This is a genomic window from Streptomyces sp. NPDC056361 (assembly GCF_042262805.1).
Taxonomy (GTDB): domain Bacteria; phylum Actinomycetota; class Actinomycetes; order Streptomycetales; family Streptomycetaceae; genus Streptomyces.
Genome location: NZ_JBHJQI010000091.1, coordinates 1 through 12,000, shown reverse-complemented (window position 1 = coordinate 12,000; position 12,000 = coordinate 1). Strand labels below are relative to the sequence as shown.

Annotated in this window: 11 protein-coding genes and 1 pseudogene; 6 read left to right on the top strand and 6 right to left on the bottom strand. The window is 72.7% G+C overall.

Going from position 1 to position 12,000, the window contains the following annotated elements:
- Positions 1-10 precede the first annotated feature (10 nt).
- Complete coding sequence (locus tag ACFCY7_RS26245; RefSeq protein WP_376488513.1) at positions 11-1,294, bottom strand: extracellular solute-binding protein; 1,284 nt, start codon at positions 1,292-1,294, stop codon at positions 11-13.
- A 200-nt stretch (positions 1,295-1,494) separates the two neighbouring features.
- Here ACFCY7_RS26245 and ACFCY7_RS26240 point away from each other — a divergent pair, with 200 nt between their 5' ends.
- The 3 genes from ACFCY7_RS26240 to ACFCY7_RS26230 all read left to right on the top strand — a co-directional run bounded on the left by ACFCY7_RS26240 (position 1,495) and on the right by ACFCY7_RS26230 (position 4,664).
- A complete protein-coding gene (locus ACFCY7_RS26240) occupies positions 1,495-2,445 on the top strand; it encodes an ROK family protein (protein WP_376488512.1) in 951 nt (316 codons plus the stop codon).
- The gene (gene nagA, locus ACFCY7_RS26235) at positions 2,445-3,599 is read left to right on the top strand and encodes an N-acetylglucosamine-6-phosphate deacetylase (RefSeq protein ID WP_376488511.1); all 1,155 of its coding nucleotides are present in this window, start codon (positions 2,445-2,447) and stop codon (positions 3,597-3,599) included. The genes ACFCY7_RS26240 and nagA overlap by 1 nt, the downstream gene beginning before the upstream one ends.
- A gap of 144 nt (positions 3,600-3,743) precedes the next feature.
- The gene (locus tag ACFCY7_RS26230; RefSeq protein WP_376488531.1) at positions 3,744-4,664 is read left to right on the top strand and encodes a 1-phosphofructokinase family hexose kinase; all 921 of its coding nucleotides are present in this window, start codon (positions 3,744-3,746) and stop codon (positions 4,662-4,664) included.
- 24 nt (positions 4,665-4,688) lie between these two features.
- Here the strand turns inward: ACFCY7_RS26230 and ACFCY7_RS26225 are convergent, their stop codons facing one another.
- A complete protein-coding gene (locus tag ACFCY7_RS26225) occupies positions 4,689-5,651 on the bottom strand; it encodes a CBM35 domain-containing protein (protein ID WP_376488510.1) in 963 nt (320 codons plus the stop codon).
- A gap of 73 nt (positions 5,652-5,724) precedes the next feature.
- Positions 5,725-7,449, bottom strand: coding sequence for a diguanylate cyclase CdgB (gene cdgB, locus ACFCY7_RS26220; protein ID WP_376488509.1), 1,725 nt, complete (start codon positions 7,447-7,449; stop codon positions 5,725-5,727).
- Positions 7,450-7,732: 283 nt separating this feature from the next.
- On the opposite strand from cdgB, the gene ACFCY7_RS26215 reads away from it, so the two are divergent.
- Positions 7,733-8,299, top strand: coding sequence for a flavin reductase family protein (locus ACFCY7_RS26215; protein WP_376488508.1), 567 nt, complete (start codon positions 7,733-7,735; stop codon positions 8,297-8,299).
- 30 nt (positions 8,300-8,329) lie between these two features.
- On the opposite strand, the gene arfB is transcribed toward ACFCY7_RS26215, so the two are convergent.
- On the bottom strand, positions 8,330-8,776 hold the full coding sequence (gene arfB, locus ACFCY7_RS26210) for an alternative ribosome rescue aminoacyl-tRNA hydrolase ArfB (protein ID WP_376488507.1): 447 nt from the start codon (positions 8,774-8,776) through the stop codon (positions 8,330-8,332).
- A gap of 186 nt (positions 8,777-8,962) precedes the next feature.
- Here arfB and ACFCY7_RS26205 point away from each other — a divergent pair, with 186 nt between their 5' ends.
- Together ACFCY7_RS26205 and ACFCY7_RS26200 are read left to right on the top strand one after the other, a co-directional pair.
- Positions 8,963-9,538 (top strand): TerD family protein, encoded by a 576-nt coding sequence (locus ACFCY7_RS26205; protein WP_376488506.1) that lies wholly within the window; start codon positions 8,963-8,965, stop codon positions 9,536-9,538.
- A gap of 141 nt (positions 9,539-9,679) precedes the next feature.
- On the top strand, positions 9,680-10,231 hold the full coding sequence (locus ACFCY7_RS26200) for a GNAT family N-acetyltransferase (RefSeq protein WP_376488505.1): 552 nt from the start codon (positions 9,680-9,682) through the stop codon (positions 10,229-10,231).
- Here the strand turns inward: ACFCY7_RS26200 and ACFCY7_RS26195 are convergent.
- Positions 10,228-11,742 carry a M1 family metallopeptidase gene (locus tag ACFCY7_RS26195; RefSeq protein ID WP_376488504.1) on the bottom strand — a complete coding sequence of 505 codons (1,515 nt, stop codon included), beginning with the start codon at positions 11,740-11,742 and terminating at the stop codon, positions 10,228-10,230. The two genes, ACFCY7_RS26200 and ACFCY7_RS26195, sit on opposite strands and share 4 nt — an antisense overlap.
- A gap of 145 nt (positions 11,743-11,887) precedes the next feature.
- A pseudogene (locus ACFCY7_RS26190) lies at positions 11,888-12,000 on the bottom strand (heme-binding protein); the annotation flags it as partial.

Below are 12,000 nucleotides of genomic sequence, written 5' to 3'. Positions count from 1 at the left end.
GAACAACTTATTACTCGGCGGACTCCGCCGCCGTCGCCGCTCGGCCGATGGCGCCGAGGACGGCGGCGGGCTTGGCGTCGGGGGCGACGGCCTTGCCGATGTTCTGCTTGACGTTCTCGCTGACCTTGGCCCAGGAGGTCTTGCCGACCGGGGGGAGCTGGGCGTTGGGGAGGCCCTTGAGGAACGCGCGCAGGTTGGCGTACTCGGGGTCGGTCTCCATGCGGGTGGAGGCGCTGACGGTGACGGGCAGCAGGTCGTTGTCCCCGGCAAACTTGAGGACGTTCTCGTCGCTGAAGGCGAAGTTGAGGAAGTCGCCGATCTCCTTGCGGTGGCCGTTCTGCTTGAAGCCCATGATCCAGTCGGCGACGCCCATGGAGGACTTGGGGGTGCCGTCGGCGCCGGGCAGGGGGACCTGGCCGACCTTGACGCCCTTCTTGGCGGCTTCCTTGACGAGCGAGGGGTGGCCGTTGAGCATGCCGACCTCGCCGCGTGCGAAGGCGGCGAAGGCGGCCTTGCGGTTGAGCTTGCCGGGGGCGACGGGGCCGGTGAGGCCCTTGCCGACGAGGTGGGTCCGGAGCCACTCGAAGGTGCGGATGTTGGCGTCGGAGTCGACGGCGTAGTGGTCGGTGGCGTCGGTCCAGCCGCCGCCACCGCTGAGCAGCCACATGAGGGTCTCGGCCTGGGCCTCCTCGGGGCCGAGGGGCAGCGCGAAGGGGGTGGGGACGCCGTCGTCCTTCAGCTTCTCGGCGGCCGCGGCCAGCTCGTCCCAGGTCGTGGGGGCCTTGAGTCCGGCCTGGTCGAAGAGGTCCTGGTTGTAGAAGAGGGGCCGGGTGGAGGCGACGAAGGGGAGGCCGTACTGGGTCCGCTTGGTCTCGCCGGCGGCGACGAGCGGGGCGAGGAAGTTGGCCTGGACGGGGATGGAGAGGATCTCGTCGGCGGCGTAGAGCTTGCCGGCGGCGGCGTAGTCGGCGTAGGCGCCGATCTGGGCGATGTCGGGGGCGTTGCCGGCGGCGACCATCTCGGAGACCTTGCGGTCGACGTCGTCCCAGGACTCGACCTGGAGTTCGATCGTGACGCCGGGGTGCTTCGCCTCGAAGGCGGCGACGAGGTCGGTCCAGTACTTCTTGGTGGAGTCGCCACCGGTCAGGTCGTACTCGGCGGCGACCAGTCGGAGGGTCACGTCACCGGAGTCGCCCCCGAGGGAGCCGCACCCGGCGACCGTGCCGGTCAGTCCGAGGGCGGCGGCGGCCGCGGTCAGTCCAAGGAATCGTCGCCGCTCCACGGCTTCATCCACCTTTTGCTCGTCGTTGAGCTGCGCCGAGCGGAGTGTTCGCTCTTCGCAGGGCCGTAAGTCTCTCGCGGGCCGGGCATGAGGTCTACACCACTTGGGTATCACTTCCGCAACTCGGCACGGAGCTCGAATTTGTATCCGTACGCAACAATCCTCGACAGTGGACTAGACCTTTTGGGTGGTCGCGCGACAGACTGTCCCTCGTGAGACACGTCATCGCCCTGGATGTGGGCGGCACCGGCATGAAGGCCGCCCTCGTCGGGGCGGACGGCACCCTGCTCCACGAGGCCCGCCGCGCCACCGGGCGCCGCCGCGGCCCCGAAGCCGTGGTGGAGACCATCCTCGGCTTCGCCGAAGACCTCCGCGCCCTCGGCCAGGAGCGGTACGGCGAACCCGCCGCGGCCGCCGGAGTCGCCGTCCCCGGAATCGTCGACGCCGAGAACGGCATCGCCGTCTACGCCGCGAACCTCGGCTGGCGCGACGTTCCCATGCGCGAACTCCTCAGCAGCCGACTCGACGGCATCCCCGTCGCCCTCGGCCACGACGTGCGCACCGGCGGCCTCGCCGAAGGCCGCATCGGCGCGGGCAACGGCGCCGACCGCTTCCTCTTCGTCCCCCTCGGCACCGGCATCGCCGGCGCCATCGGCATCGGCGACCGCATCGAGGCCGGCGCCCACGGCTACGCCGGCGAGATCGGCCACATCGTCGTCCGCCCCGGCGGCACCGACTGCGGCTGCGGCCAGCGCGGCTGCCTGGAGCGCTACGCCTCCGCCTCCGCCGTCTCCCAGGCCTGGGCCGCCGCCAGCGGCGACCCCGACGCCGACGCGGCCGACTGCGCGAAGGCCGTCGAATCCGGCGACGCCACCGCCGCACGGGTCTGGCAGGACGCCGTCGACGCCCTCGCCGACGGGCTCGTCACCGCCCTCACCCTGCTGGACCCCCGCACCCTGATCATCGGTGGCGGTCTCGCCGAGGCCGGGGAAACCTTGTTCACACCACTCCGGGCCGCGGTGGAGGAGCGAGTCACGTTCCAGAAGCTGCCCGCCATCGTCCCGGCGGCCCTCGGGGACACCGCCGGATGCCTGGGCGCGGGCCTCCTCGCCTGGGACCTGCTCGCCGACCAGCCCCCCACCGACTCGGAGGTTTCCGCCTGATGGCCGATCACAAGGTTCTCGCCGGCGCACACGTCGTGCTGCCCACCGGGATCGTCGAGAACGGACGCGTGATCGTCGCGGGCGACCGCATCGCGGGCTCCTCCCCCGAGGGCGCCCCGACCGTCGACCTGACCGGCCACTGGCTCGTCCCCGGCTTCGTCGACGTGCACAACCACGGCGGCGGCGGCGCCTCCTTCACCTCCGGCACCGCCGACGACGTCCTCAAGGGCGTCCACACCCACCGCCTGCACGGCACGACCACCGTCGTCGCCTCCTTCGTCACCGGCGAGATGGACTTCCTCACCCAGCGGGCCGGACTGCTCTCCGAACTCGCCGAGCAGGGCGAGCTCGCCGGCCTCCACTTCGAGGGCCCGTTCATCTCCCCCTGCCGCAAGGGCGCCCACGACGAGACGCTGCTCCGCGACCCCGACCCGGCCGACGTCCGCAAGCTGATCGACGCCGCCCGCGGCCAGGCCAAGATGGTCACCCTCGCCACCGAACTGCCCGGCGGCCTCGACTCCGTACGCCTCCTCGCCGAGCACGGCGTGATCGCCGCCATCGGCCACACCGACGCCACGTACGAGCAGACCGTCGCGGCCATCGACGCCGGCGCCACCGTCGCCACCCACCTGTACAACGCGATGCCCGCCCTCGGCCACCGCACGCCCGGCCCGATCGCCGCCCTCCTGGAGGACGAGCGGATCACCGTCGAGCTCATCAACGACGGCACCCACCTCCACCCCGCCGCCCTGGAACTCGCCTTCCACCACGCGGGCCCCGAGCGCGTCGCCTTCATCACCGACGCCATGGACGCGGCCGGCTTCGGCGACGGCCGCTACATGCTCGGCCCGCTCGCCGTCGACGTGAAGGACAGCGTCGCCCGCCTCGTCGAGGGCGGCTCCATCGCCGGCTCCACCCTCACCCTGGACCGCGCCTTCAAGCGCGCCGTCACCATCGACGGCATCCCCGTCGAGTCCGTCGTCCAGGCCATCTCCGCCAACCCCGCCCGCCTCCTCGGCGCCTACGACCGCGTCGGCTCCCTGGAACCCGGCAAGGACGCCGACATCGTCGTCCTCGACGCCGACTTCGACCTCAAGGGCGTCATGCGCAAGGGCGAGTGGATCGTCGACCCGACGGCGGCCGCAGCGGTCTGATCAGGAGTCATGCACGAGGGCGGTCGGTCCGGGGTCTGGGCCGATCGCCTTTCGTTTGGCATGATCAGTGCCCGTCGAAGCGGTCGTTCCACAGCCTCCCCACGGAGCACGGAGCGAGGAGTACGGAGTACGGGGGTGGGACAGGTGATCCTGACGGTCACCCTCAACACGGCACTGGACCTGACCTACCGGGTCCCCGCCCTCGTCCCGCACGCCTCCCACCGGGTCACCCAGGTCATCGAACGCCCCGGCGGCAAGGGTCTCAACGTCGCCCGGGTGCTCGCCGCCCTCGGCCACGAGACGGTGGCCACCGGCTTCGCGGGCGGCGCCACCGGCGCGACCCTGCGGGAGCAGCTCGCGGCGACGCCCGTACGGGACGAGCTCGTCGAGACGGCGGGCCCCACCCGCCGCACCGTCGCGGTCGTCGACGCCGCGACCGGCGACACCACGCAGCTCAACGAACCGGGCCCGGCCGTCACCGCCGCCGAGTGGACCGCCTTCCGCACCCGCTTCGCCGAACTCCTCGACGGGGCAAGGGCGGTGGCGCTCTGCGGCAGCCTCCCGCCGGGCATCCACGTCGGCGCCTACGCCGAACTCGTCCGGCTCGCCCGCGCCGCCGCCGTGCCCGTCCTCCTCGACACCAGCGGCGAACCCCTCCGCCGCGGCATCGCCGCCCGCCCCGACCTCGTCAAACCCAACACCGACGAGCTCGCCCAGCTCACCGGCTCCCGCGAACCCCACCGGGCCACCCGCGACGCCCGCCGTCGCGGCGCCCACGCGGTGATCTCCTCACTCGGCCCCGAAGGCCTCCTCGCCGCCACCCCCGAGGGACTCTGGCGCGCGGCCCCACCGGCCCCGGTCCGCGGCAACCCGACGGGTGCCGGCGACTCCGCCGTCGCGGGCCTGCTCTCAGGCCTCGTCGAGGGCACCGACTGGCCCGAACGCCTCGCCCGCGCCGTGGCCCTGTCCGCGGCGACCGTCCTCTCCCCGGTGGCCGGGGAGTTCGACGCCGCCGCCTACGAGGACCTGCTGCCCCGAGTGAAGGTGACGGAAGAGGCCCCCTGAGGGGGGCCCGCCTCCCGTGCCGGGCTAGCCCGGGGTGACTTCCAGCCAGTCCAGCAGCACGTTGCACTGGTTGCCGGCCTCACACGAGATCTTGATCTCGTTCTCGCCCTTCTGGAGCTCGACCGGCGCCCAGGTGGTCTGCCAGTTCTTCTCCAGGTTCGGGTCCGAGGAGCTGATGAAGTTCTTCAGACCGATCGGCTGCGAATTCGGCTTGCCGTTGACCGTCAGGGTGGCGTTGGCGTCGACGGCCGGGATGGCGTACCGCACGGTCAGGCGGTACTTGCCGTCCGTCGGCATGTTCGCCTTCCAGGTCACCGAGGCGCCGACCTGGTTGAAGCCCGAGACGTACACGCCGCCCGCGCCCTCGGCGCCCTTGACGACGGTCTCCGTCGCCGCGGTGCCGCCGAGCTTCAGCGTCGCCGCGTCCTGCTTGGGGAGTTCCTCGGGGGTCTTCTCGGTGCTGGGCTCGGTGCTCGGCTGCTCGGAGACCTGGGAGGACGCGGTCGGCGGCGTGCCGCCGGCCTGGTTGTCCTTGTCCTTGTCGCCACCGTTCGTGATCACCGCGGCGGCGATGCCGATGACGACGACCGCGACGACGGCGACCGCGCCGATCAGCAGGCCCCGGGTGTTGGGGCCGCGGCCGGAGCCGCCGCCGCGCTGGGGCGGGATCGAGGTCTGGCGGGTCTGCTGGCCGCCGTGGGCGCCGCCGTAGGTCTCGGGCGCGGCGTACTGCGCCTGCGGCTGGCCGTAGGGGGCCTGCTGCTGCGGCGGGACGTACGGCTGCTGCTGGCCGTACTGGCGTTCGCCGACCGTTCTGACCTGGTTGTACGAGGTCCGGGGCACGCCGGGCTGGGCGGGGGCGGGGCCGGGGTAGCCGTAGCCACCGCCCTGCGGGGGCTGGGCACCCGCTGCCTGGCCGTCCGCGTAGAGATAGCCGAACGGATCGTCGTCCTCGGGCTTGTTCGCGCCGTCGTTACCGGCAGCCATCCGGGTCACCTCTCCATGCTCGCCAGCCGTCGCCGACCGGCCCGAGCCTACCCCGAACGGGCGAGCGCGCGACTCAGCCCGCCCGTCGGTGGACCTTGGCACGGGAGCGTTTCTCCACGTACATCCGCTGGTCCGCGGAGTTCAGGACCTCTTCGACGGTCATCCCGCACTCGGCCCATCCGATGCCGAAACTGGCCCCGACCCGGACCGCGCGCCCGTCCACCCGGATCGGCGGAATGATCGCGTTGCGGAGGCGTACGGCCAGGTCGGCGGCGTCCGCGGCGCCGAGGCCGTCGGCGAGGACGACGAACTCGTCACCGCCGAGCCGGGCGACGGTGTCGCCGTCGCGCACGCCGGTGGTGAGCCGGCGCGCCACCTCGATGAGGACGGCGTCGCCGGTGTGGTGGCCGAACCGGTCGTTGATCGACTTGAAGCCGTCGAGGTCGCAGAAGAGGACCGCGAGCCCCTTGGTGCCGTCGTCGACCTCGCCGCCCGTGGGGGCGACCGCGTGGACGTGGTGGTCGTACGGCCCGGCGCCGCCCGCCGGCTCGAAACCGAAGCCGTGCTCGTGCTCGTGCTCGTACGGCTGCGGCTCGTACCCGGAGTCGTAGGCGGTGTCGTACGCGGTGTCGTAGGGGGCTTCGTGACCGGTCGCGTAGCCGCCGTCCCGTGCGGAGTCGTACGCGCCGTACGCGGCCTCGTCCCCGGGCGCCGACGGGCGCTCGCAGATGCGGGCGGAGAGCCGGGAGCGCAGCTCGGCGCTGTTGGGCAGACCGGTGAGGGCGTCGTGCGAGGCGCGGTGGGCGAGCTGCAGCTCGTGCCGCTTGCGCTCCTCGATGTCCTCGACGTGGGTGAGGAGGAAGCGCGGTCCGTCGGCGGTGTCGGCGACGACCGAGTTCCGCAGGGAGACCCAGACGTACGTGCCGTCGCGCCGCCCGAGCCGCAGCTCGGCCCGGCCGCCCTCGGCGGAGGTCCGGAGCAGGGTGCCTATGTCCTCGGGGTGGACGAGGTCGGCGAAGGAGTAGCGCCGCATCACGGACGCGGGCCGCCCGAGGAGCCGGCACAGGGCGTCGTTGGTCCGCAGCAGCCGGCCGTGCTGGTCGCCGCCCATCTCGGCGATGGCCATGCCGGACGGGGCGTACTCGAAGGCCTGCCGGAAGGACTCCTCGCTGGCCCGCAGGGCCTGCTGCTCGCGCTCCAGGCGGACCAGGGCGCGCTGCATGTTGGAGCGGAGGCGTGCGTTGCTGATCGCGATGGCCGACTGGGAGGCGTACATCTGGAGCGCCTCCTGGCCCCAGGGGCCCGGGTGCCGGCCGTTGCGCGGGCGGTCGACGGATATGACGCCGAGGAGCTCGCGGCCGGAGCCGGAGGCGTACATCGGGGCGTACAGGCGGTCGTGCGGGTGCCACTCGTCCTCGAAGCGGGGCGCCGGGCCGTCGGTGTGCCACTGGGGGACGTCGTCCTCCATCAACACCCAGCCCTCGGTGTGCGGGATGAACCTCAGGTCCCCCCAGGTCGACCCCATGGACAGGCGCCGCTCCCAGGAGGCGCGGGAGCCGACCCGACCGGTGATCAGGGCCTCGGCGGCGGAGCTTCCGGCGAAGGCGGCGACGACCAGGTCACCGTCGGGGCGTACGAGATTGACGCAGGCCAGCTCGTAGTTGAGGCCCGCGACGACACCGTCGGCGACGGTCTGCAGGGTGTCCGCCAGGCTGCGCGCAGTGTTGAGGTCCGCCACGACCTGATGCAGCTGCCGCAGGGTCGAGAGACGGACGTACGGCTCCGACTCGGTCTCCATCGCTCGCTCTCCCCGAGACCTCGACAGCAACTCCAGGGTTCTCATCGGCTACGTGTTGCACTGTCACTGCCACTGAATCACAGCGAGCTGCGCACCCGGTACACAGGGTCAGCAAATACTGGCCTCTGTGACTCAAGTCACAGCAGGTCATGGCGGGTCGTGCCTTTCCTCCTGAGGCCCCGCGCCATAGGGCGCGGAGGGGCCGGACCTAGGTCCGGCGGGGGTGCCCGACTGGTCCTCCGGCCCGATGCGGGCGACGCGGGCACCGGAATAGCGTGCAGGTGTGCTGCAGAAGACCCCCGCCCCGCCCCCCGTCTCCGACCTGGCCGTCCCCCATGCTGAGGGGGTGAGCAACGACGAGTTCCGGGCGGCCATGTCCCGCCTCGCGTCCGGCGTGGTCCTGGTGACCGCGCACGACCCCGACGACGGTCCGCGCGGCGAGGACGTCGGCATGACGGCCACCGCCTTCATGTCGGTCTCCCTCGACCCGCCCCTCGTCCTGGTCAGCCTCCGCAACGGCTCCCGCATGGACGACCTGCTCACCGACGTCCCCGTCTGGGCCGTCTCGATGCTCGCCGAGGACCAGCGGCACGTCGCCGGCCGCTTCGCCATGAAGAACCGCGTCAGCGACCGCCTCCTCTTCGCCGACCTGCCCCACACCCGCGGCGAGGAGAGCGGCGCCCTCCTCATGGGCGGCGCGCTCGCCACCCTGGAGTGCCGCACCGAGAGCCGCGTCGTCGCCGGCGACCACACCCTCGTCGTGGGCCGCGTCCTGACGGCCGCCCTGCCCCCGGCCTCGAAAAGCGGCCCGCTGACGTACTTCCAGGGGAAGTACCGCCACCTGTCCTAGGGGGTGCCCTAGGGGGTGCCCGGTAGGCGGTCAGCTCCAGTCGCGGGACTGACGCGACTGCCGGGTCTTCTTCGTCTCGGAGCGCTGCTTCTTCTCGCGCAGCCGCCGCTCGTTGATCCCGCGCGGGATCTTCGTCGGCCGGCGGGGCTTCGGCGGCGGGGCCGTCGCCTCGGCGAGCAGCGCGGCGAGGCGCACCGCCGCCGTCTCGCGGTTGCGCCACTGGGAGCGGTGCTCCGAGGCGCGGACCGACACGACGCCGTTGACGAGGCGGGAGGCGAGGCGCTCCAGGGCGCGCGCCTTCCACACCTCGGGGAGCGACTCGGTGGCCGCGAGGTCGAAGCGGAGCTCCACCTGCGAGTCGCTGGTGTTGACGTGCTGCCCGCCCGGCCCCGACGACCGCGAGAAACGCCACTGGAGCTCGGCCTCGGGAAGCGAGACGGAGCCGCGGATGGGATACGGACCGGACATGCCCTCCATGTTCCCCGCAGGGGGCCATGGGAGTCATCCTGTTTTCAGCGGAAACCCCGCGGGAAACCCTGCGGAAGACCGAACGGAACCCGGGCGGCGACCCGCACCGGGGACCGGACGGGAACCGGCACGGGAACCGCCGGAGCCGCGCACGCGTTTCTCCAGGCGAAGACATCACGATGAAAGGGACTTTCCATGGCTGTGAGCCTGTCCAAGGGCGGCAACGTCTCCCTGACCAAGGAGGCCCCGGGCCTCGCCGCCGTCACCGTGGGCCTCGGCTGGGACGTCCGCACCACCACCGGCACCGACTTCGACCTCGACGCCTCGGCGATCGGCGTGGACGCCGCCGGCAAGGTCGCGTCCGACGCGCACTTCGTCTTCTTCAACAACAAGTCGACGCCGGACCAGACCATCGTCCACACCGGTGACAACCGCACCGGCGAGGGCGGCGGCGACGACGAGCAGATCAACGTCAACCTCGCGGCCCTCCCGCCGAACGTCGACAAGATCGTCTTCCCGGTCTCCATCTACGACGCGGCCAACCGCTCGCAGAACTTCGGCCAGGTGCGCAACGCGTACATCCGCATCGTCAACCAGGCCGGCGGCGCCGAGCTCGCCCGCTACGACCTCTCCGAGGACGCGGCCGTCGAGACCGCCATGGTCTTCGGCGAGCTCTACCGCAACGGCGCCGAGTGGAAGTTCCGCGCCGTCGGCCAGGGCTACGCCTCCGGCCTGGAGGGCATCGCCCGCGACTTCGGCGTCAACCTCTGATCCGTCGCGCGACCGAACCGTCGCATGCCTGATCCGTCCCATGACTGACCAGGCCCACGACTGATCCGTCGCACGACTGATCCGTCGCACGGCGGTTGAGCCCCGGCCGGGATTCCCGGCCGGGGCTCTACCCTTTCCCGCGTGATCGTCGAAGCGCTCGCCCCCAAGGCCCTGGAGGACGGCGTCGCCCTCCCCGGCACGCTGCTCACCGAACTCACCGCGCTGTACGCGTCGAACGCGGAGTTCCAGCAGCTCACCGGCGACTTCCCGGACCCGTCCGACATCCGGCCCGAACAGGTCGCGGCCGCGCTCGCCGACGACCTCGCCCAGCCCACCGCCGAGGTGCTGCTCGCCCGTTCCGAGGGCCGCCTCGTGGCCGTCGCCGTCACCCTCGGCCGCCATCCCGACCCGGCCGATCCCGACCCGTGGCTCGGGCTCCTCATGGTCCACGCGGACGAACGGCGCGCGGGCCACGGCCGCCGGCTCGCCGCATACGTCGAGGATCGCTTCCGCGCCGCCGGCCGCACCGGGCTGAAGCTCGCCGTCCTGGAGAACAACCCGAAGGCCCTCGCCTTCTGGACCTCCCTCGGCTACGAGGAGACCGCGCGCCGCCCCGACCTCGCCCACGGCCGCCCGTGCGTGGTGATGCGCAGGTCCCTGGACCGGGGGACACCCCCTGACGACAGGCCCTAAGGCGCGGCCGGTCGGCCGTCGCCGTACAGCCAGACGTCCCACAGCGCGTCGAGGTCCTTGCCGGCCACGCTCTCCGCGTAGGCCGTGAAGTCGTCCGTGGTGGCGTTGGCGTGACGGTACTTCGCGGGCCAGCCGCGCAGGATCTCGTCGAAGACGTCGTCGCCGACGGTCTCGCGCAGCTTGTGCAGGACCATCGCGCCGCGCTGGTACACGGGCGCGTCGAAGAGGTTCTCGGCGGCGGGCGGAGCGGCCGGCGGGAACGCCCAGTTGGCGTCCTGGGCGAAGGCCCGCTCGAAGTGCGTCCGGGCGGGCACGTTCTCGTACTCCTCCGTGTACAGCCACTCGGCGTACGTGGCGAAGCCCTCGTTCAGCCACAGGTCCCGCCAGGTCGCGGGGGTGACCGAGTTCCCGAACCACTGGTGGGCCATCTCGTGCACGAGCGTCGTCCGGTCGAACGACGCGGCGGGGAACACGGGCCGCGTCTGCGTCTCCAGCGCGTAGCCGAGCGTCCCGTCCTCCACGACGATCGCCCCGGCCGCGGAGAAGGGGTACGGGCCGAACCGCTCCGCCTGCCGGCCGAGGATCACGGGGATCTCGTTCCGCAGCGCGGCACTGCCCGCCGCGACCGTCGGATCCACGGCGGTCAGAACGGGCACGGAGCCGTTGCCGGAAGGGGAGGCGGAGGCGGTGCCGGCACCGGAGGCGGAGGCAGTGCCGGTGGCGGTGCCGCCGCCGGAAGCGGAGGCAGTACCGGAGCCGTCGCCGGAAGCGGAGCCGTCGCCATCGGCCGTCGCCGCGCCCGTCTCGTACCGGCCGATCGCGACCGTCGCCAGATAGCTCGCCATCGGCTCGGCCGAGTGCCAGACGCTGGTGACGCGGCCGTCCGCGCCCGTGCGGCGCGCCGTCCTCACCCCGTTGGAGAACGCGTCGAGGCCGGCCGGGACGGTGAGCGTGATGTCGTACGCGGCCTTGTCGGAGGGGTGGTGGTTGCCGGGGAACCACGTCATGGAGCCCTGCGGTTCGCCCACCGCGACCGCCCCGCCGGCCGTCCGCAGCCAGCCCTCCGCGGAGCCGTCCGCGTCGGTGATCGCCTCGGGCACGCCCGCGTACGTGACGGTGGCCCGGAACTCCGCGCCCTCGGGGATCTCCTCGTGCGGCCGGAGCGTCAGCTCGTGCCCGGCGCGGTTGTACGCGGCGGGGGCGCCGTCGACGGTCGCCCCGCTCACCGTCAGCCCGTCGAGGTCGAGGTTGAAGGCGCTGAGGTCCTGGGTGGCGCGGGCCGTGATCTCGGCGGTGCCGTCGAGCCGCCCGGTGCCCGGGTCGTACGCCAGCGACAGGGCGTAGTGCACCGCGTCGTAGCCGCCGTTGCCGAGCTTCGGGAAGTACGGATCGCGCAGCCCGGCGGCCCCGGGAGTGCCGCGGACACCGCCGGTGGCCGCCGTACATCCGCCCGCGCACAGGGCGAGGGCGACGAGGGCGGCTGCGGCTCCGGTCCGGTGGCGCTGGGTCACGTACCGATCCTAAGCAACCCTCCCGAACCGGGCGCATACGGAACGGACCGTGGCCGCCCGTGAACGGCGGCGGCGCCCGGCGGGGGGTCCGGGCGCCGCCACCAGCCGGGGGGCCTGATCACCGAGGGGCCGGTCGCCCCTGGTCTCAGTTGCCGAGGGCGGCGACGCCGGCCTGGGCGAACTTCTCGTCGAGGTCGCCGGAGGGGGCGCCGGCGACGCCGATGCCCGCGATGGGGGCGCCCTTGGCGGTGACGGGGG